The organism is Marinobacter sp. SBS5 (assembly GCF_048285575.1).
GTDB lineage: Bacteria > Pseudomonadota > Gammaproteobacteria > Pseudomonadales > Oleiphilaceae > Marinobacter.
In genome coordinates this window covers 362842-382621 of record NZ_JBLWAZ010000001.1, presented here as the reverse complement: position 1 = coordinate 382621, position 19780 = coordinate 362842, and the positions used below count along the sequence as shown (strand labels likewise).

General features: G+C 54.7%; 16 protein-coding genes. 9 read left to right on the top strand and 7 right to left on the bottom strand.

The features are described from left to right. Nucleotides 1-311: 311 nt before the first annotated feature. From ACNQ6O_RS01795 to dauA, 3 genes are all read right to left on the bottom strand, one after another. Entirely contained in the window at nucleotides 312-1910 is a 1599-nt protein-coding gene (locus ACNQ6O_RS01795) for an isocitrate lyase (protein ID WP_418051537.1), read from the bottom strand. 235 nt (nucleotides 1911-2145) lie between these two features. Beyond that, nucleotides 2146-4092, bottom strand: coding sequence for a CASTOR/POLLUX-related putative ion channel (locus ACNQ6O_RS01790; RefSeq protein WP_418051536.1), 1947 nt, complete (start codon nucleotides 4090-4092; stop codon nucleotides 2146-2148). A gap of 23 nt (nucleotides 4093-4115) precedes the next feature. Further along, on the bottom strand, nucleotides 4116-5858 hold the full coding sequence (gene dauA, locus ACNQ6O_RS01785; RefSeq protein ID WP_418051535.1) for a C4-dicarboxylic acid transporter DauA: 1743 nt from the start codon (nucleotides 5856-5858) through the stop codon (nucleotides 4116-4118). 98 nt (nucleotides 5859-5956) lie between these two features. Between dauA and ACNQ6O_RS01780 the strand changes: the two genes are divergently transcribed. The 3 genes from ACNQ6O_RS01780 to ACNQ6O_RS01770 are packed head-to-tail and all read left to right on the top strand — an operon-like array spanning nucleotide 5957 to nucleotide 7887. Then, a complete protein-coding gene (locus tag ACNQ6O_RS01780; RefSeq protein ID WP_418051534.1) occupies nucleotides 5957-6145 on the top strand; it encodes a CopG family transcriptional regulator in 189 nt (62 codons plus the stop codon). 11 nt (nucleotides 6146-6156) lie between these two features. Continuing rightward, complete coding sequence (locus ACNQ6O_RS01775; RefSeq protein WP_418051533.1) at nucleotides 6157-7152, top strand: ChaN family lipoprotein; 996 nt, start codon at nucleotides 6157-6159, stop codon at nucleotides 7150-7152. A gap of 27 nt (nucleotides 7153-7179) precedes the next feature. After that, on the top strand, nucleotides 7180-7887 hold the full coding sequence (locus tag ACNQ6O_RS01770) for an SIMPL domain-containing protein (RefSeq protein WP_418051532.1): 708 nt from the start codon (nucleotides 7180-7182) through the stop codon (nucleotides 7885-7887). A gap of 4 nt (nucleotides 7888-7891) precedes the next feature. On the opposite strand, the gene ACNQ6O_RS01765 is transcribed toward ACNQ6O_RS01770, so the two are convergent. Further along, nucleotides 7892-8959, bottom strand: a complete 1068-nt coding sequence (locus ACNQ6O_RS01765; protein ID WP_418051531.1) for a beta-N-acetylglucosaminidase domain-containing protein — start codon at nucleotides 8957-8959, stop codon at nucleotides 7892-7894. A gap of 171 nt (nucleotides 8960-9130) precedes the next feature. On the opposite strand from ACNQ6O_RS01765, the gene ACNQ6O_RS01760 reads away from it, so the two are divergent. From ACNQ6O_RS01760 to ACNQ6O_RS01735, 6 genes are all read left to right on the top strand, one after another. Then, the gene (locus ACNQ6O_RS01760; RefSeq protein ID WP_418051530.1) at nucleotides 9131-10168 is read left to right on the top strand and encodes an acyltransferase family protein; all 1038 of its coding nucleotides are present in this window, start codon (nucleotides 9131-9133) and stop codon (nucleotides 10166-10168) included. Nucleotides 10169-10352: 184 nt separating this feature from the next. Continuing rightward, complete coding sequence (locus ACNQ6O_RS01755) at nucleotides 10353-11429, top strand: TRAP transporter substrate-binding protein (protein ID WP_418051529.1); 1077 nt, start codon at nucleotides 10353-10355, stop codon at nucleotides 11427-11429. Between the two features lie 107 nt (nucleotides 11430-11536). Continuing rightward, the gene (locus ACNQ6O_RS01750; RefSeq protein WP_418051528.1) at nucleotides 11537-12082 is read left to right on the top strand and encodes a TRAP transporter small permease subunit; all 546 of its coding nucleotides are present in this window, start codon (nucleotides 11537-11539) and stop codon (nucleotides 12080-12082) included. Beyond that, nucleotides 12079-13374: a TRAP transporter large permease gene (locus ACNQ6O_RS01745; protein ID WP_418051527.1), complete on the top strand. Its 1296-nt coding sequence runs from the start codon at nucleotides 12079-12081 to the stop codon at nucleotides 13372-13374. Before ACNQ6O_RS01750 ends, ACNQ6O_RS01745 begins: the two co-directional genes overlap by 4 nt. 166 nt (nucleotides 13375-13540) lie before the next feature. After that, entirely contained in the window at nucleotides 13541-14851 is a 1311-nt protein-coding gene (locus tag ACNQ6O_RS01740; RefSeq protein ID WP_418051526.1) for a class I SAM-dependent methyltransferase, read from the top strand. Beyond that, nucleotides 14851-15975 carry an NAD(P)/FAD-dependent oxidoreductase gene (locus tag ACNQ6O_RS01735; RefSeq protein ID WP_418051525.1) on the top strand — a complete coding sequence of 375 codons (1125 nt, stop codon included), beginning with the start codon at nucleotides 14851-14853 and terminating at the stop codon, nucleotides 15973-15975. Before ACNQ6O_RS01740 ends, ACNQ6O_RS01735 begins: the two co-directional genes overlap by 1 nt. Before the next feature lie 91 nt (nucleotides 15976-16066). Here ACNQ6O_RS01735 and ACNQ6O_RS01730 read toward each other — a convergent pair whose 3' ends face one another. The 3 genes from ACNQ6O_RS01730 to ACNQ6O_RS01720 all read right to left on the bottom strand — a co-directional run bounded on the left by ACNQ6O_RS01730 (nucleotide 16067) and on the right by ACNQ6O_RS01720 (nucleotide 19631). Continuing rightward, the gene (locus tag ACNQ6O_RS01730; protein ID WP_418051524.1) at nucleotides 16067-17005 is read right to left on the bottom strand and encodes a porin; all 939 of its coding nucleotides are present in this window, start codon (nucleotides 17003-17005) and stop codon (nucleotides 16067-16069) included. A gap of 35 nt (nucleotides 17006-17040) precedes the next feature. Further along, nucleotides 17041-17685 (bottom strand): DUF2057 family protein, encoded by a 645-nt coding sequence (locus ACNQ6O_RS01725; RefSeq protein ID WP_418051523.1) that lies wholly within the window; start codon nucleotides 17683-17685, stop codon nucleotides 17041-17043. A 275-nt stretch (nucleotides 17686-17960) separates the two neighbouring features. After that, the gene (locus ACNQ6O_RS01720) at nucleotides 17961-19631 is read right to left on the bottom strand and encodes a choice-of-anchor I family protein (RefSeq protein ID WP_418051522.1); all 1671 of its coding nucleotides are present in this window, start codon (nucleotides 19629-19631) and stop codon (nucleotides 17961-17963) included. Nucleotides 19632-19780: the final 149 nt, after the last annotated feature.

Genomic DNA, 19780 nt, shown 5'->3' with positions numbered 1-19780 from the left:
TATCCGAATAGGTCAGACCCTCAAACTCACTAAAGCGATTAACGTGCCACACCATTAAGAAGGTCAGGCAAGCCGCTGATTTAAGTATTGAAATAATAGAATGGCGGGAATGATAGAAAATCAGAGCCCCCTAAAAACTGTCCCAAATATGGTACAACCGCACGGTTCAAAAACGGCGTCTGACGCATATTCGTTAACTATCATGCGGTTACCAATCACACACTTGTCAGCCTTGCTGACGTTATTTCAGACACAAAAAAAGCGGCCCCGTTTCCGGGGCCGCTTTTCAATCACCTTTTAGGTAGTCGAGATTAGATGTTCTCGAACTGACCCATGGTGTTGTCTTTACCACCAGCCTTCAGCGCAGCTTCACCCGCGAAGAATTCTTTGTGGTCGTCGCCGATGTTAGAACCAGCCATGTCCTGGTGCTTAACAGTAGCGATGCCCTGACGGATTTCCTTGCGCTGTACACCAGCAACGTAGGCCAGCATGCCTTCGTCACCGAAGTAGCCTTTAGCCAGGTTGTCAGTAGACAGTGCCGCAGTGTGGTAAGTCGGCAGAGTGATCAAGTGGTGGAACACACCCGCTTCACGTGACGCGTCACGCTGGAAGTTACGAGTCCACTCGTCAGCCAGCTCAGCCAGCTCGGTGCCATCGTAGTCAGCGCTCATCAGACGATCGCGATCGTATGCAGAAACGTCTTTACCTTCTTCCTTCATGGCGTCGAACACCTGCTGACGGAAGTTCAGAGTCCAGTTGAAGGACGGGCTGTTGTTGTAAACCAGCTTCGCATCGGGAACAACTTCCTTGATGCGGTTAACCATGCTGGCGATCTGACCAACGTGAGGCTTCTCGGTTTCGATCCACAGCATGTCAGCGCCGTTCTGCAGGCTAGTGATGCAGTCCAGAACAACACGGTCTTCGCCTGAACCAGGCTTGAAGCAGAACAGGCCAGAAGCCAGACGCTTCGGCTTCAGCAGCTTGCCGTTAGACTTGATAACAACATCGCCGTTCTCGATCTGAGAAGCGTCTTCGATGTACTCGCCATCCAGGAAGCTGTTGTACTGGTCGCCCAGGTCACCCGGCTCGTTGGTTACAGCGATCTGCTTGGTCAGGCCAGCACCCAAAGAGTCGGTACGAGCAACGATAACACCGTCGTCCACACCCAGCTCCAGGAACGCCAGACGTACAGCGTTGATCTTGGCGAGGAAGTCGGCGTGAGGAACGGTAACTTTACCGTCCTGGTGGCCACACTGCTTCTCGTCAGAAACCTGGTTTTCAATCTGGATGCAGCACGCGCCCGCTTCGATCATCTGCTTGGCCAGCAGGTAAGTGGCTTCAGCGTTACCGAAACCAGCGTCGATGTCGGCAATGATGGGAACAACGTGAGTTTCGTGGTTGTCGATCTGCTTGATCAGCTCTTCAGCTTTAGCAGTGTCGCCAGCTTTTTCAGCAGCTTCCAGGTCACGGAACAAGTGGTTCAGTTCCCATGCATCGGCTTGACGCAGGAAGGTGTACAGCTCTTCGATCAGGCCAGATACAGAAGTCTTCTCGTGCATGGACTGGTCAGGCAGAGGACCGAACTCAGAACGCAGAGCGGCAACCATCCAGCCAGACAGGTACAGGTAACGACGCTTGGTGCTACCGAAGTGCTTCTTGATAGAGATCAGCTTCTGCTGACCGATGAAACCGTGCCAGCAACCCAGAGACTGAGTGTACTTGGAAGTGTCGGCATCGTAGGCAGCCATGTCTTCACGCATGATCTTCGCAGTGTACTTAGCGATGTCCAGACCAGTCTTGAATTTGTTCTGGGCGCGCATGCGAGCAGCGTGCTTAGGGTTGATGGCGTTCCAAGTCGGGTTTTGCTTCACGATGGAAGCGATCTGATCAACGTCTTGTGAGTAGGGCATGATCTCTATCCTTTCTACGTTTGTGTTCAAAAGGTACGGGTTACTGCTGCCAGGCGGTAACCGTTGCCAGCCTGCCACTGTGATAACAAGCAGAGGCTGACGTTGGGCGACACTGTACTGCGTTCAATCTTATAATTGAAATTTATATTATGTATTTTCGGCATTTTTCTTATGAATGGCAGGTTGAACCACTTCTGCCTCAATCACTTGCAGCGCTCACGCGCCTTTAGCGGACTCAGGTCTGACACATCACCAGTAGCTGATCGCCTTTCTGAAGGTCTAGGTATTGCTTCCGAGGCGGGTTCATTTGCAGGTGGCGACCACGCTCGTCCGCCGCTTCCCGGCGGATACCCAACGCAATCTCTCCCCTTGCAGCCACAATTTTCTCCAGAAACTGAAAATCCACGCTGGCAGGCAAGGGGTAGTCTTCGGGATCACGGAACTGAATTTCCGCCCCTCCCACGGTAAACAACTCGTCGAGCACGACTCTCAGCTCACGGCGTAACGCAACCTGAGCCAGCACATGACTCAGGATCATCGGACTGATCAACATTTCACTCTGATGACCGTACATCAGGTGGCGATTGTCCGGGTCGCTCAGTTCGAGTGTGACCTGCGGCCGCACCGTTGCTTCCGACAGAATATCTTCCAACTGCAGGTAACCGACCATAGCACGGGCATCTGCTTCCTCACCGGAGCCAATGCGATCACTGCTCAATAACATCACGGTATGGTAAGAGGCAGGGTCCAGCTTCCTGAGTTCATCCTCCACCATGTAATCGGATTCAAGCAGGCGGCCGTTAATTTTCTCAATATCCACTCCATAGCGGGACAGCTCCCGCTGCCGCTCATCCAACGGCGTGGCAGACACCATGTCCAATTCGAACTGCCGCCCCGAATAGCTGCCAAACTCCGCCACCAAACTCGGCACCCGACGATTCCAACCAAGCACTAGCACACGATGTTTTTCGGACTTTACGCTGGCTGTCACAGGCACCGCCACTCGCTCAACAGGAGCCAAGGGTTCCGCCTTTGGGTCTGGGCCGGTGTGGGCGTAATCTCTGGCAAGCAGCACCACTCGGTCCTCGGTTCGGATCATGGTGTTAGAGGAAGCCAGCAGATTTACTTTCCAAGCACCGTTGTTAACCGGGTGCAGCAGCCCCAATACGATCGCGTGCGGCCTTTGTGAGGCCAGTTCGCCTAACGTTAGCCCCTCGGCAGTTTCCCCGCCACGGACAAAAATCTCGTTGCAGCCATCGGCCGTCAATAACTCGTTATAAACTTCGGATAGATTCGGGTGCAGCACGTTCTGGACCATCAAACGACTGATGGTGGAGCCACCCGCAACCACCTCAACAGCACCCGGGTATGCCCGTTCGATAACAGGCAGTTTGCGCATATCCTGAATTTCAGCAACGACGTAGGGCAAGGGCGCATTCAAGTGTCGGGCTTGGGCGGCAATGGATAACAACGCTTTCACGGTTTCCACATCAGAGGTCACTATGCTACCGGCGTTATAGCCCTGACTGGGCACGATCACCGCCGCTGCATCCAGACAAGCCACTCGATGCAAAGCCTCCGGCTGAATCGCTGAACCGCTTCGCAGAATAACCTCTCGGGCACGACTGCCCACACCGGGCTCGTTGCGCAACTCGTAGAGCTGTTCGACGTTGGCTTCTTCTGCCAGCACCACGAGGCGTAGCCGCTGGGTATCGTGTTTTTCAAGAAAGCGCTGCATCCGGCCTGTTGAACCGAACAGCTCAGCTACTAACGGCGGCGTCTGTGCGGTCCAGCCGAGAACCACCACATGACTTTTCAAGGTAACGGGCGTCAGACCCCGCTCTAGGTCGGTCATTTTAGCGATCAGCCAGCGGGTCAGGATCGCCACCAGCGTACCCATGAACACCACATACCCCAGAATGGTCAGCAAGGTAGAAACGATTCGCTGCCAAGTGCCCACATCATCGCCGAGGTAGCCTGGGTCCGTCAGGCGGAGAAATGCCCACCAGATAGCCGCGGCCGGGTCATCAAATTCACCTCCCTGAGGCACCACCAGCAAACCACCTACTAGAGAGATCAAGCCAATAAAAAGCCCAACCACCAACAATTGGAAGCCGGCACCTTTAAGCAATTGGCGCTCTAAGATGAACTTAACGCGATCGATAATTCGAAATGGAAGCATGACAACCCTCTTTTGAAGGCAGTTTAACTCAGATTCCCACGAGAACCAGAAGATGCCGCTTCAAGTGCTGCCTCAAGTGTCGGGTAGAAGCTGCTGACGCCGGGCTCTGGCTTCACGCCTGCGCGGGCCAACGTTCGCAGAGGCTGAAACTGAAGGTCAGCAATCAGTATTTCTGTCTTGGCCTCACGGCAACTGGCGATCAGCTTGTTCAGTGCCGATAAGCCACCTGCATCCAGCACCGTCACACCATCCATATACAGCACAATGCCTCGGGCTTGCCGAGACAGTGCAGCCAACTCCCCGAACACCCGGTCAGCGGCCGCAAAGAACAGAGGGCCGTTGATTTTGAACACCTGCCAGCCTTCCGGCAATCCAGCCGGCTCCACACGCTTATTGCCGGAAATGTCGGTGACCTTGGTCATCTGCGCCATTTCCTGCATGAACAGCACCGCGGCCAGCAACACGCCGGTGGTTATCGCGATCACCATATCCAAGACAACGGTCAGGCTGAAGCAGGTGAGAAAAACCAGCACATCCATGCGCGGTGCGGTTTTCAGAAGATGTACGGCTTTGGGTGCTTCACTCATGTTCCAGGCCACCATGATCAGCAAAGCCGCCATCGCGGGCATGGGCAGATAGGCGAGTACGCCAGCCAGCGAAACCAGCGCGAGCAAAACCACGAGCGCATGAATGATCGCCGACACCGGCGACTCAGCCCCCGCCCGGTAGTTGGCGGCAGAACGGGCAATAGCGGCTGTGGCGGTAATACCGCCGAAGAACGGCACAACAATGTTTCCGAACCCCTGCCCCATCAACTCACTGTTGGCGCTTTGGCGCTTGCCGGTCATACCATCCAGCACCACCGCGCACAAAAGCGACTCGATGGCACCCAACATGGCAATAGCAAACGCGGCCGGCAACAACGCCTGAACCATGCCCCAAGACAAACCAACCGGCTCCCCCTCGGCGTTCAGTTGCTGCCAGGGCCATGCAAATTCGGGTAAGAATGGGGGGATGCCTGCTCCCATGCTGCCGTCTGGCAACAGGTAGCTGAAACGGGAACCGATAGTTTCGATGGCCGCACCGTTCGAGTTGAACCAAAGTGCTAACAGACTACCAATCACCACCGCCGGGAGGTGCGGAGGCACCGGCGTTTTCAGCCTTGGCCACAGCAGCATGACCGCCAAGGTTGCTCCGGCCACCAGTGTGCTCATGCCATCCATCGCCGGCATCTGCTGGGCCAGCACCGCCAGCTTGTCCCAATAATGCTCGGGTATACTTTCAACCGAAAGCCCAAAGAAGTCTTTGACCTGCAAAGTCGCAATCACCACTGCAATGCCACCGGTAAACCCTAGCGTGACCGACTCCGGGATGTACTCAATAAAGCGTCCCAGGCGCATAAGCGCCATCATCACCAGCAACACACCGGACATCAGCGTGGCCAGCAGCAAGCCGCCCAACCCATAATTCTGGGCAATGGGGTATAAAATGACGACAAAGGCGGCGGTGGGGCCAGAAATGCTGAACCGGCTACCACCAAGCAACGCGATGATAAAACCGGCAATAAAAGCGGTATACAAACCGTATTGAGGAGCCACGCCACTGGCGATAGCCAATGCCATAGCCAAAGGGATGGCAATGATGCCAACGGTAACGCCCGCCATCAAATCCTTCAAAAACCGGGAGCTGGTGTACCGCTCATTAATACAGGCTTCGCGAAGTGCGTGGGCAAACCTCAAGGAAAAAAGATGAGCGCGATGCGGCATTGGCGAACTCCCGGTTGCGAAGACATGCGCACAATTATATGCTCATACATATTACATTCAATGTTAACCTAATTAACATAATTAAGGTTCTGCCAGTCATGACAAAAGAAAACCGTACCGCGCGTCTGACCCTGCTTATCGACCCGGATAAAAAAGCGGTGTTCGAGGAACTCTGCAAACAGGACGACGTCACCCCCTCCCAGAAGGTTCGGCAATTCATCCGTGAATACGTGGAAGAAAAGCTGGGAGAAAACTGGCGAGAAGAACGCACAAAGAACTCAAAATAGGCAGGCATACCATGACCGCGATCAAGCACCTACTGGCTATATCAGCCTCGCTGTTCCTGCTCGCTTTGTCCGGTTGTGCGCTGACCCCAAACACCCTGCGACCCGCCACCTTTTACGACAGCCAGCTCATTGATAGCCAGAGCGGTCAGCCAGTTTCTTTGGTAGACGTAGTGAACGCAGCCATGCACGCCGATGTCGTGGTGATCGGAGAACATCACGGCCATCAGGCGTCGCACCTTCTTCAAGCCCGCATATTGCAACAGCTGCACAACCGCAACCCCAATGTAGTTCTGACCCTCGAACAGTTCGACCTGAACAGCCAATCGGCTTTGAACGACTATCTGGCAGGCATCACTGGCGAGACAGAGCTAGTGAAGGATGCCAAAGCGTGGGACAACTACCGCGGTTCCTACCGGCCTCTCATCGAATACGCTCTTCACCACAAACTACCGGTGCTGGCCGCCAATGCTCCGGCCGATATTGTCCGCTGCGTAGGTCGTCAGGGGCCGGATTACCTCACCCGCCTAGCCGACCCCCAACGCCGACAGCTGCCGGAGCAACCGTTTCTGGACACCCCCGCCTACCGAAAAAAATTCATAGCAGCAATCAGCAGCAGTCACGGTTCCAACGACCCAGCCATCGCCCAGCGCATGGACAACGTCTACAAAGCGCAGTTGGTCAGGGACAACACCATGGCCGACCGTATTCTGCAGGCTCGAAAGCAGCACCCCGGCCACCAGGTTCTGCATCTGACCGGTACATTTCACAGCGAGCAAAAACTCGGTACCGTGGCCTTACTGAAGCAGCGCGCGCCCGAGCTTTCGGTTGTGGTGCTGAGCCCTGTGTTCTGGCCCGAAGACGGAGCCAAACCGCCACTGCTTGAGAACCTGAACAAAGGCGACTTCCTGTACCTGATACAGCCCTTACCGCCGGAATTCCGAAACAGCGACCGTCGCCACAAAGCCATGAAAGAGCGCTTTAAAGACCGCTCAGGCACAGACTGCTAACAAACGTCATGCACAAGGAATCAAACAGTGAAAATCATCGTTGCTCTCATCCTGGGCCTAAGCGCCATCTTCTCTGCATCACTTCTAAAAGAGGGTCTTACAGGGCTGAAAACCGGAGACCGCTATGTCACCGTCAAAGGTGTCGCGGAACGGGAAGTGAACGCCGACCTGACTCTTTGGCCCATTCGCTTTGTCGCCAGCGGCAAAACCCTGGAACAGGCGCAAGCAAAAGCACGAAGCAGTCGGGAAGCCATCATGGCATTCCTGAAGCTCCAGGCCATTGAGAGCAGCGCGGTGGAGCTGCAAAGGCTGGACGTCACCGATACCCGAGCCAATCCGTATCAAGGTGAAGGCGAGCAGAAGTTCATCATCAATCAAACACTGATGGTGCGCAGTAAGCAGATTGAACGCATTCGCCAAGCGGCACAGAATGTTAGCGAACTGGTGGACTCCGGCGTTCTACTCTCGTCCGACTATGGCCCGGGCGGTCCGACCTACCTGTTCAGCGGCCTAAACTCCATCAAACCGGAAATGATTGCCGAAGCCACCAAGTCTGCCCGGCAGGCCGCAAGCCAATTTGCCCGGGATGCCAACGCCAGCTTGGGTGGTTTGCGCAGAGCCAACCAAGGTGTGTTCCAGATCCTTGCCCGGGATCAGGCACCAGGAATTTCCGAACAGCAGCAACCGGTGAAAACCGTACGAGTGGTCTCCACCTTCGACTACTACCTGGAATAACCCCTCACTGGGTTTGCACCATCTCGTCAGTCACCTGATAGTCTCCGGCCAGCCAGCGCATAATTTCGCTGGCAGCCGGGTGATCGAAGGCATCGTAGGTGTGTGCAAGAGCCCGCTTTCGCTCCTCGCTGAGACGCCCCAACCCCGCATCCTGCAAGCTCAACAAATCCTGCTGAATCTGGTTTGCCAATTCTTCGCCAAGCAGCTCACGGGCGGCATGATGAAAGGCCTGGCCGTACTGGTAGTCCGGCCCCAGTCGGTAGGATTCCGCCAGCGTCAACGCCGGGATCGAGGTCAGTACCGGCTGCAGCGCTGGATTAATGGCATGGCCCGCCAAGTGCGCCGCATTCGCGGCCGGCCGGCCGGTAAAGGCCCTGAGATGCAGGTGCCGAGACATTCTGTCGCCATCGTTCACCGGATAGTTGTCCCACAGCACCGGTTTGCGGCCCAGGCGGTCGCCCACGTGCTTTAAATGCCCCGGTGAAATTTCCCGGGAGCAGACTTCCTCACCGGTCCAGAATACTCGTACATCTTTATCAAGCTCGGCCCCCAGCGTTTCAAGATAATCCGAAGGTCGTTCACCAAACACTCGATCCAGCACCGGATCATCGGAATAATAGGTCGGGCAGATGCTGAATATGGTTGCGTCACTGTGCGCCTTGACCCAACGCATAATCTCGGCCTGAGTATTGGCCAGCGACGGCGTTTCCGAGCGCATATCATCAAACAGAATGGCCAGCTCCTGCACCCCGATCCGGTCCAGTGCTTTCAATTTGGCGGCCAGGGCGTGGCGCGCGTTCTCGTCGAACTGGTTAAAGATCTCGAAAGGGCTCAAACCCACGCCAAAACGAACGCCTTCGTGTTTACACAATTCGGCAAACTCAACTAATGCTTCAAACTCTTCAGCCGGATGCGGCTCCTGCCAGCGCCGGCGCAAATAGGGGTCAGCCTTAGGCGCGTAAAGGTAAAAGCCATAGCCGTGCCCAGCCAAGGTCTTTAACAGCTTGCGCCGTTCGGCCCACGTCCACATAGGGCCGTAAAACCCTTCGATCATACCGAGTTCAACTGTCATACCTTGCTTGCTCCTTGGCACTGGCTTTCAGCCATCATACACCCGTGTTGAAATCCACTCCGAACCTTCAACCATGAACAGATGGTCAGCTCCGGGCAACCGAATCGTATATCCGCTACCTGCCAGGCCGGTTATGATGAGCGTACAGCTTTATTGGAACGCATCAACACCATGCAAAACAACCAAAGCCGCCTAACAGCCCTCGACGCACTTCGTGGCATTGCCGCGCTTGGCGTTGTTTTGTTCCACTACCTGCCCTACTACCACGAGCTGTATGGCCACAGTTTTGACAGCCCATCCTTTCTCGAGTTCGGGCGCTACGGTGTGCACCTGTTTTTTATGCTCAGCGGCTTCGTCATTTTCATGACTCTCGAACGCACTCAAACGGCCGGCTGGTTTGGCCTCGCCCGGGCGTTCCGGCTATTACCCGCATTGTGGGCTGGTATCGCATTGACCTTTCTCTCGGTGCACTGGCTCGGGCCCGAGGATCGTGCCGTCGAGCCAGTATCCGCGCTGTTAAACATGACTCTCCTGCACGAGTACCTCGAACACCCACACGTTGATGGCGCTTATTGGAGTTTGGTGATTGAAGCCACCTTTTATGTCTGGATCGCACTGCTGTTCTACGGATTAAAGAGCTGGCAAAGACTGCGCCCAGTGCTTTGGCTCTGGACTGTCATCAGTTACATCGGCGTACTATGGTGGAAGGCGATCCCGGATGCTCTGGATTTTCTGGTGAAGGACCTTTTGTTCGTGCGCTATGCCCCTCTGTTTATCAGTGGCATGCTGCTCTTTCGCTGGTATAAATACGGCAAACCGCCCGCCGCCGATATCGCATTACTAACCCTGACCATCGGCCACTGCTTGATCGCCTACAAAGCGCCCTTCAATGTATTCGTACTGGGTTGCTATGGTGTTTTCATCCTGGCCACGGCTGGCCGCTTGAACGTGCTGTCCCACCCCGGACTGCTCTGGCTGGGCAGTATTTCCTACACGCTGTATCTGATCCACCAGAACATCGGCTACGGGCTGATCACCCTATTCTACCAATGGGGAATTCCTGGCCCTGTTGGCGTTGCCCTGGCGTTAGGGGCGATTATCTCTCTCGCGGCCCTCTTGCACTATGGCGTTGAGAAACCCGCGTTAAGTGCATTCCGCCGCTACCGACAGTACCGCACAAGAACACCGGTCTTCAGTCCCCGAGCGTAATGATCGCGCCTTTCGCTCGACCGCCCCACTCCTAGACATACGTCGTAATTCGAGCAATTTTTTGCTGCACAACACCCACCAAATATGCAAACCTCAACTAAACTATTCAGCAATGCCGGCTAGCAAACACGCTGGCCAATAACTCGACAAACAACTAAAACAATTCGACAGGTTGGAAAGAACCATGAAAATCCGATCCATTTTATCGGCGACCGTGCTCGCCATTGCTACCACATTCTCTGCATCACAGGTTCTGGCACAGGAAAAGTTCACCCTGAAACTCGCCGAAACTTGGGGGCCGAACTTCCCCATCTTCGGTGATACCACCAAACGCTTTGCCGAAACCGTTGAAAAAATGTCCGACGGTCGTCTGAAAATTCGTATCGACTCGGCCAACAAGCACAAAGCCCCGCTGGGTGTTTTCGACATGGTGAAGGCCGGTCAGTACGACATGGGCCACTCCGCTTCTTATTACTGGAAGGGCAAAGTGCCCGAAACCCTGTTCTTCACCAGCATGCCGTTCGGTATGAACGCCATGGAACAGTACGCGTGGTTTTACCACGGCGGTGGTATGGAGCTGATGCAGGAAGTGTATGAGCCCCACAACATGCTGTCGTTCCCCGGCGGCAACACCGGCATTCAGATGGGCGGCTGGTTCCGCAAAGAAATCAAATCACTGGATGACCTTCAGGGTCTGAAAATGCGAATTCCCGGTTTTGCCGGTGAAGTCTTTGCCGAAGTGGGTGTAAACCCCACCAACATTGCCCCCGGCGAGCTCTACACCGCCCTGGAACGCAATACCATTGATGCCGTTGAATGGGTTGGGCCAGCACTGGATTTGCGCCTTGGCTTCCAGCAAATTGCTGACTACTACTACACCGGCTGGCACGAGCCTGCGACCGAACTGCAGTTCCTGATCAACAAGCGCGTATGGGAAAAACTGCCGGCTGACCTGAAGGAAATCATGCGAGTGGCCATGCGCACCGCATCCTACGACATGCTGGTGCACTCTCAGCACGCCAACGCGGAAGCTTGGGCGAACATCAAGAAAGACTACCCCAACGTCCAGATCAAACGGTTCCCAGCTGACATCTTCCAGGCCATGTACGATGCCAACAAAAAGCTGCTTAAAGAAACAGCTGAAAAAAGCCCAATGGCCAAGAAGATCATCGACTCACAGTTGAGTTACCAGAAACAAAGTCGCGCCTATACCGAGATTTCTGAACGCGCATACCTCAACACCATGGGAGAAGTTCAGTAAACTCTGGGTCATGCTAAATCAGAGCCGGGATCGCTCTTGAAAAGTGGTTCCGGCTTTTTTCATTAAAAAGCCACACAAAACATCCGCTCAGCGGAGGAAGAGGTTTAATGCGCTGGATTATCAGACTGGACGAGGGCCTGGCCTGGCTCTCCAAACTCTGCGGCTGGATCGCCTGCGTGGCCATGATCCTGATGGCCGCCAACGTGTTTTATGACGTTGTCACCCGATACGTATTCAGTGACGTGTCGATTGGCATGCAAGAGATGGAGTGGCACCTGTACTCGGTGGTCTTCCTGATGGGGATTCCCTATGCCCTGCGCACGGATGGCCACGTACGAGTGGACGTGTTCTACACCAACTGGCAACAAAAAAACAAAGCCTGGATCAACCTCATTGGCGCCCTGATCTTCGTCATCCCCTTTGCGTACCTGATCGGTGTGTATGGATACAGCTTCGCAGTTGACGCCTACGAGATGGGCGAAGGCAGTGGCGATCCCGGCGGCTTACCCCATCGCTGGATTATTAAGTCCATCATTCCCCTCAGCGCGTTCTTTATCGGCACCGCGGGCTTAAACATGATCACCTACGCGATCCGCGTACTGGCCGGAGAAAAATCCTATGAAAGCGAGCACAGCGCAGGAGGTTTGGCATGATCGGTATGATTATGTTCCTCGTTGCCTTGTTCATGCTGATGCTGGGCTTCCCGGTGGCTTTCACCTTTGGTGGTGTTGCGCTGTTCTTTGGCGTCTTCGCCGAAGGCATGGACCTGTTTGCCTTCATGCCGTATCGCATCATGAGTGTCATGCAGAACACCGTTCTGATGGCCGTGCCCTTGTTCATTTTCATGGGCGTGATTCTGCAGCGCACGAAGCTGGCAGAGCAGCTTCTAACCTCGATGGGCCGTTTGTTTGGTGGCTTGCCGGGTGGTCTGGCTATTTCCACCATTCTGGTGGGTGCACTCCTCGCCGCATCTACCGGCGTGGTGGGTGCAAGCGTGGTCGCCATGGGTTTGATATCCCTTCCGGTCATGCTCGCCCACGACTACGACAAGCGACTGGCTACAGGCACCATCTGTGCGTCTGGCACCCTCGGACAGATCGTGCCGCCATCGATCATTCTGATTATTCTGGGTGATGTACTGGGCCTACCGGTTGGCGACTTGTTTAAAGCCGCGGTCGGGCCGGGCATGGTGCTGATTGGGCTGTATATTGTTTACATCCTGTTCCTGACCCGCTTCAAGCCGCAGACGGCTCCGGCCATGCCGCCGGACGACAGCATCAGCCGCAGCAAAGAAATCCGCAACGCGCTCCTAGCCATCATCCCGCCTTTGGCGCTGATCGTGGTGGTTCTGGGCTCTATCTTCACCGGTATCGCCACACCCACCGAATCCTCGGCATTGGGCGGTGTTGGCGCCGTGGTTCTGGCCATCGTTTACGGCCAGTTCAGCTTTAAAATGGTGTGGGATGCCTCCAAAGACACCGTCAAAGTAACGGCCATGGTCTTTGCCATTTTGATCGGAGCGACCGCCTTCTCCATGGTGTTCAGCTATACCGGCGGCGATTACCTGCTGGAAGAGTGGCTGATGATGCTTCCGGGCGAACAGTGGGGCTTCATTATCTTGGCGATGGTGGTGATTCTAGTGCTGGGTTTCTTCATCGACTTCGTGGAGATTTCCTTCATCATCGTGCCGATTTTGGCACCCGTGGCGGAAGCCATGGGCATCAACATGCTCTGGTTTGCCATCTTGATTGCCATGAACCTGCAAACGAGCTTCCTGACGCCGCCCTTTGGCTTCTCCTTGTTCTACCTCAAGGGTGTGGCGCCCGACGAGGTGAAAACAACCGATATCTACAAAGGCATTATTCCGTTCATTCTGATTCAAATTCTGGTACTGGCTATGATCGTCATCTTCCCGGGTTGGTTCGGGATGAGCTCCAGTTACTGAAACTCACCTCATAATAGGCAGGACCGGCCTCAAACTCGGTCCTGCCCCCTACTATCATTCCTCTAAACCTGACAAAACCTGATCATTTTCTATACTAAGTAAGTAGCGCGACTCTCAGTTTGGCTTTCGGGACCGCCCGGCATTGTCTCCAACGGGAGTCATCACCATGACAAACAGCAACGTCCACAGGGCGCCGCGTTCGGGCAAGGACAACACGCACCTTCTGAGCATCCCTCATGAGAGCCACCAGCCCAACCGCGAACCCCGCAGTTACGAGCGCTGGCTGCTCGACAAATTCATTCGGATGGCCGGCTCACCACCTGTTTGTTTTCAACTCTGGAATGGTGACCGGCTCGAACCGGAACATCAGGTTGCTCGCTTCACACTGACCCTGAACGACCCCAAAGCCCTGTACTCACTGGTGACCACTCCGAATCTGGCCATTGGCGACTTATACAGTGCCGGGCGCCTAGATATTGAAGGCGATCTCACTGAATTCATGGAGACGGTGTACCGATCTGTACACGCCGCCCAAGAACAATGGCCAAAATGGCTGGACAGCCTATGGAAGAACCCGAACCCACGATCATCGGGCATTGCTGAAGCGAAAGAGAACATCCACCACCATTACGACTTGGGCAATGAGTTTTACAAACTGTGGCTGGACAGGGCTGAAATGCAGTACACCTGCGCCTACTACGAACATCCGGAGAACACGCTGGAGCAAGCTCAGCTGGCCAAACTTGAGCACGTCTGCCGCAAGCTTCGGCTAAAACCGGGTATGACGGTCGTGGAAGCAGGCTGCGGCTGGGGTGGCTTGGCTCGCTATATGGCGAGCCATTATGGCGTCTCGGTCCGTTCCTACAACATCTCTCGGGAACAACTCGACTACGCCAAAGCCGAGACCGAACGGCAGGGCCTAACCCAACAAATCACCTATATAGAAGACGACTACCGCAACATTGAAGGTCAGTACGATGCGTTTGTGTCCATAGGCATGCTGGAGCACGTAGGCAAAGAGAACTACCCGGCCCTGTCAAATCTGATCATGCGCAGCTTGAAACCCAACGGCCTAGCCTTGCTACACAGTATTGGACGCAACCGCCCCATGCTAATGAACGCCTGGATCGAAAAGCGCATCTTCCCCGGCGCCTACCCACCCAGCATCGGGGAGTTCATGAAAATCTGTGAGCACAATGACTTTTCGGTGCTGGATGTGGAAAACCTGCGTCTGCATTACGCCAAGACCCTGACTCACTGGATGGAGAACTTCACCCACCACCAAGATGAAGTGACCCGCATGTACGATGAAAGCTTTACCCGTGCCTGGCGGTTCTATTTGGCAGGCTCCATCGCAGCATTCCGTGTGGGCTCGCTGCAGCTGTTTCAGGTGGTGTTCAGCCATGGTGATAACAACCTCATTCCCCAAACCCGTCATGATCTATACGCCACCCCGACAACACCGGAGCACTCATAATGGACAACTTCGATGCCATCATTGTGGGCGCAGGCCCGGCTGGCGCCACCGTTACCCACGCACTAGAATGCGCGGGGAAGAAGGTGCTGATCATTGATAAGGCAGACTTCCCGAGAGATAAAACCTGCGCGGGCTGGGTAACCCCCGCCGTACTTGCAAGCCTGCACATTGACATAAAAGACTACCGCCGCGGGCGAACACTGCAATCCATCAGCCGTTTCCGGATCGGCATGATGGGCCAGAGCCCGGTGGAAAATCATCATGGCGGAGTCGTCAGTTACGGCATAAGACGCTGCGAGTTTGACGCCTATCTTTTGGGCCGGGTTACGTCCGAGAAACAACTGGCCACTCCTGTAAAATCCATCACTCGGGACAACGGCAACTGGGTTATTAACGAGCAATGGCAATCCCCCCTGCTGATCGGGGCCGGGGGACATTTCTGCCCGGTGGCCAAGCTTATAGGCGCGGGCCCCGGAAAACATGAAACGGTGGTCGCAGCCAAGGAAGTGGAGTTCGAAATGACGCCGGAGCAAGCCAAAGCCTGCGCAGCCCGTGGTGACACGCCGGAACTCTGGTTCTGTCGCGATCTTAAAGGCTACGCGTGGGTGTTCCGCAAAGGTCACTTCCTGAATATCGGCCTGGGGCGTGAAGACAACCATCAGCTGACGGAGCACTTGGAAGCCTTTGTGCAAGACATGCAACAGTCCAGGCGAATTCCCAGCGACCTGCCCGGCCGTTTCAAGGGGCACGCTTACTTACTGTATGGCCATGCCCAACGGCCCCTACTGGATGACGGGGTTCTATTAATTGGTGATGCCGCCGGACTGGCTTACACCCAGAGCGGTGAAGGCATCCGCCCCGCCATTGAGTCCGCATTAATTGCCGCCAAAGTAATTCTGAACGCGCCGGATTATTCCGCTTCGTCACTGCAACGCTATGGTGAGCAAATTTCTAAGCGGTTTGGCCACCGTGCCCGCGAACAGGAGCGCGGATTTGAAGTGCCCGATTGGCTCAAGCAACCCATTGCCAGTTCCTTGATGCGTTCACATTGGTTCACTCAGAAAGTCGTCACGGAAAAATGGTTCCTGCATCAAGAGATTCCGCCCCTGGATCTTGCTGTCTAGAACGCACAAAGGCCGGGCAATGCTGCCCGGCCTTTGGTTTTCCTCGCGCCAACCGTTGGCGTGACCATGGTTGGCGGTTTGGAGGTACTGCTTAGAACTTCACGCGCATACCGGCGAGGAAGCCCATGTCAGTGTCGTCTTCATCGGTGTCGGCGATTTCAGCAAACACGCTGACGTTCTTGGCAGTCGGGAACTTGTAGGTCACGTTCGCGTACCAAGCAGTCACGTCGTCACTGTTGTCTTCTTCCTGGTTCTGCATGCCAAGCGCGACAGCAGTGGTGCTGGTAACGTCGATGGTGGCCGCAATGTTGTACAACGTCGTCTCAAGATCCGTGTTGCTGTCATCAGTGACACTGTAGTCAGCGGCCAGACCAAACATACCGAAGTCATAACCAGCACTCAGCCCCCAAGTGTCTTTTTCGTCCAGACCAATGGGAGTATTACGCTGGTACGCAGCAGCTAATTCCAAGCCAGCAATTTCGGTAGATGCAAACAAATCGAAGAACTCACCGGTAATACCGCCTTTGTCCTCAGCCTCCAGTTCGTAGGAAGCAACCAGGTAAACATTGTCCAGTTCTACATCAACGCGGAACGTATCGTCACCATCCGTTTTCACTGCGTCAAACTGATCTTCGTCCAGCGGTGATTCATAAGCTTCTTCGATGCCGAATTCGTCAGAGGCAAAGTTTTGCTTACCCATGGAGAAAGAAGTTACGCCATACTGGATACCAACGTAAGCTTCTTCAATTGGCTCATCGACGTCTTTGCCGTTGGCGTGATCTTTAAAGTCAAAATCCAGACGACCAAAGGCTTTCATATCGTTACCCAGGTCATAGCTAACGTAGTTTTTTAGCTCCAGGTCATCGAAATCCACATATTCATTGGTGTCATCACCAATCTTCTTGCGCAACTGAATCTGGAAATCACCGTTCAGCTTGTAAGTAAAACCATCTTTCTCGTAAACAGTCGCCGCATTGACAGAACCTGCAGCAACAGTAGACACAGCAACAGCCAGAAGAAGCTTCTTCATTTTTTATAACTCCACTTTCATTTTTGGTTTGGTGTTTATCGGTTGCTGGATTCGACCCAGCTGTCCCACTCTTTTCGAGTCTGTTCGTCGGCTTTCAGATACCAGTAACGCAGCATCCTGCTGACCATTTCCTGATCCGCATCGGCTTGCGGATCCAACAACAATCCTTCCGGGTTTATTTGCAACTCCGCACCGGCGGTTTGTGCTCGCACAGCTACCGCCGCAACATCGCCCGACCGATTGTAAGCGGCCAGCTCTCGTGGATAGTCCCGCACCAGCTGAAAGCCCTCTTTCTCGAGCACATCGGTAGTGAACCCCACTGCTCGGCCCTGACCATCCGTCAGCTGCCAATTGCCCTGCTGATTGAAGCTCGCCATTTCATTTCGGGTATCGATTTCCGGAGCACTCAGCCTCAGTTCGGCATCCTCAGCGCGGAAGCGGATAACAAAGGCATCACTGATTTCCCGAATTTCCTCCCGGCCGACTTCGGTGGCGCACTCCACCACCAACTGTTGTGTGCCGTCAGCCAACGTGAGGGACTGGCCGGAGGAGGCGGTCTGTTCGCTGCCCTGCACCGCCTGCACGTTTACACAAGCCCCAAGCGTCAGCTGAACCTCAGCCAGAGCCGGCAATGGCAGCAGTGCAATCATCAAATGGGTAATACGGGTATATCTCGTCACGCTCTAAATCCAATTACTGATCACCGGCAACTTGTGCTAGCAGGCTAACCACTGAATGTTAAAAACAGGTTTCAAAAAATCCCTTTAACGCCAAGGCGTTAAAAAGCCGGGCGCGCCCGGCAACGGTGTTAACTCAACTGAAATGACACTATGGAGGGGGGGTATGACAGCGCTATTACAAAGCGTTATGTGCAGGCGGTTTTTATTACTCTGTGCCTGAAAAAACAAAACCGCACCCGAAAGCGCGGTTTTGTTGGGCGATTAAGACTTCAATATCAGTTGGTTGATGCGCCCGCCACATCAACTCGGTAGAGCGTAGTGGTACCACTCACCTCGTTACCCACCGCCAGGATTGGCTGGCTGGTCGGGCTGTCTTCTGCCCGAATGAAAGCCATGCCCTCAGGCCCCAAATCTCCGGCCTTGCCAGCTTCAACCTCAGCCGTGCTAACAGAGAAATCCCGGTTGTTCAGGTACTGCACGAATTGTGGACTCTGAGGGTTGGACACGTTGTAAACCATAATGCCCCCCACTCGCTCCAAACCGATAAAGGCATAATTCTGACCTTGGATCTCGCCAACGGCCACGGCTTCGGGTTCCGGACCTTTATCATCAGAACGGTCATCCGCACCGTTATCATCGTTGGTTGCATTGAAGCCTTCAGGAATCAGATTAGCCGTGATGCGCTCGAAGTCGTTGCCAGAATCAAACACTCGCTGCCCCTGCTCGTTCCAAATCGAGAACGACCGGGCACCATAGCTGTACAGCTCACCGAACACGCAATCTTGCTCTACATCGGTGGCCTTGCTGGCCGGATCACAGCCGTTGATCACGCCCATAGTGGAAGTCACCTTCAAGCGGCCCAGGTTGGCCTTATCCTGCAGTTCCTTGCGCTGAGCCTCGTTACCGAAAGCCTCGCTCAGCTGCAGATCCTTCACCCGGAACTCTTCACTGAAACCGTCATAATCCCGAGAGTCACCTTCGTTCGCGGTAATGTAATAGGTCATGCCGTTGTAGCCATAGCTGGCAATAGCATCTGGCTGATACATACCTTTAACGGGCCAGTTCTGAAGGTTGATACCGCCATCCTTGTTACTGGCATCCATCTCGTTGCCAAACAGGCGATGATCTTTGAAGCCCAGCGGCAGAACATCGACAATCCGGGCGTTCTCAATATCCAGAACGGCCACCGCGTTGTTCTCCTGCAAAGTCACCCAGGCCCGGGTATTGTCTTGGGATACCGCAATGTACTCTGGCTCGAAGTCCTGAGCGGCTGAAGCCCCCGGTCCAAAAATACGAATACCAGATTCACGCAGCTCCTGCTCACGACCGTTGTAAGCACGGAAGTCAGCGGTTTTTACCGTAGCGTTTGCAACACCATTGGCAAGGTCGATCACGCTTACGGAACCTTCCGGGTCTGTGGTGTAGTCGTCGCTCGGTTCGCCCTCGTTAGCCACCAATACTTTTTGACCATCGCGGGTAAAGGTCACCATGTCTGGCAGCGCACCCACCGTCACCTCACCCACTTTGGACAAGTCGGATGCGTTGTAGAACACGACTTTGCCTTTCGCCTGCTTCACTTCCGCTTCAATGGCTACCGCCAGTAGGCCCCCATATACCGCGACACTGTTGGCAGATGCCCCTTCCCGGCTGGCGTCGATGGTGTCGATCAGTGCAGGCGCTGCCGGGTTGCTAATATCCAGCACATCCACCGTGGCCGCCTGGGCGTTAACGACAAACAGCCGCTGGTGAGAGGGCTCGTGCGCGATGATTTCCGCAGCGCTTTCATCGAACACATCCCCTTCTGGCACATAGCTGCCCAGCACGCTCAACTCAATCAGCCCGGGCACTTCAGCGTTGACCTGAGAGTCAGTGTCTACTGCACAAGCAGCAAGGCCACCCGCGGCAGCGAGCATGGCGGAGGTCAGGAGAGCACGTTGATAAGTCATGTTTACCTCTAGTTTGCGTCGACGTTGTGTAAATGACGACTCACCCTATGGCAAACAGATGACAGAAAAGGGACGGAAATAAGACAAGTTAAAGACTCAAATAAAAATGGCGGCTCCGAGAGCCGCCATTTGAGATACCGTTACCTTAC

What these genes read in the sequence shown, in the direction of transcription:
- ACNQ6O_RS01740 (WP_418051526.1), top strand. Translation starts at nt 13,541, where the DNA reads ATGACAAACAGCAACGTCCACAGGGCGCCGCGTTCGGGCAAGGACAAC.
- ACNQ6O_RS01765 (WP_418051531.1), bottom strand. Translation starts at nt 8,959, where the DNA reads ATGACAGTTGAACTCGGTATGATCGAAGGGTTTTACGGCCCTATGTGG.
- ACNQ6O_RS01775 (WP_418051533.1), top strand. Translation starts at nt 6,157, where the DNA reads ATGACCGCGATCAAGCACCTACTGGCTATATCAGCCTCGCTGTTCCTG.
- ACNQ6O_RS01730 (WP_418051524.1), bottom strand. Translation starts at nt 17,005, where the DNA reads ATGAAGAAGCTTCTTCTGGCTGTTGCTGTGTCTACTGTTGCTGCAGGT.
- ACNQ6O_RS01780 (WP_418051534.1), top strand. Translation starts at nt 5,957, where the DNA reads ATGACAAAAGAAAACCGTACCGCGCGTCTGACCCTGCTTATCGACCCG.
- ACNQ6O_RS01750 (WP_418051528.1), top strand. Translation starts at nt 11,537, where the DNA reads ATGCGCTGGATTATCAGACTGGACGAGGGCCTGGCCTGGCTCTCCAAA.
- ACNQ6O_RS01795 (WP_418051537.1), bottom strand. Translation starts at nt 1,910, where the DNA reads ATGCCCTACTCACAAGACGTTGATCAGATCGCTTCCATCGTGAAGCAA.
- ACNQ6O_RS01745 (WP_418051527.1), top strand. Translation starts at nt 12,079, where the DNA reads ATGATCGGTATGATTATGTTCCTCGTTGCCTTGTTCATGCTGATGCTG.
- ACNQ6O_RS01755 (WP_418051529.1), top strand. Translation starts at nt 10,353, where the DNA reads ATGAAAATCCGATCCATTTTATCGGCGACCGTGCTCGCCATTGCTACC.
- dauA (WP_418051535.1), bottom strand. Translation starts at nt 5,858, where the DNA reads ATGCCGCATCGCGCTCATCTTTTTTCCTTGAGGTTTGCCCACGCACTT.
- ACNQ6O_RS01790 (WP_418051536.1), bottom strand. Translation starts at nt 4,092, where the DNA reads ATGCTTCCATTTCGAATTATCGATCGCGTTAAGTTCATCTTAGAGCGC.
- ACNQ6O_RS01735 (WP_418051525.1), top strand. Translation starts at nt 14,851, where the DNA reads ATGGACAACTTCGATGCCATCATTGTGGGCGCAGGCCCGGCTGGCGCC.
- ACNQ6O_RS01720 (WP_418051522.1), bottom strand. Translation starts at nt 19,631, where the DNA reads ATGACTTATCAACGTGCTCTCCTGACCTCCGCCATGCTCGCTGCCGCG.
- ACNQ6O_RS01760 (WP_418051530.1), top strand. Translation starts at nt 9,131, where the DNA reads ATGCAAAACAACCAAAGCCGCCTAACAGCCCTCGACGCACTTCGTGGC.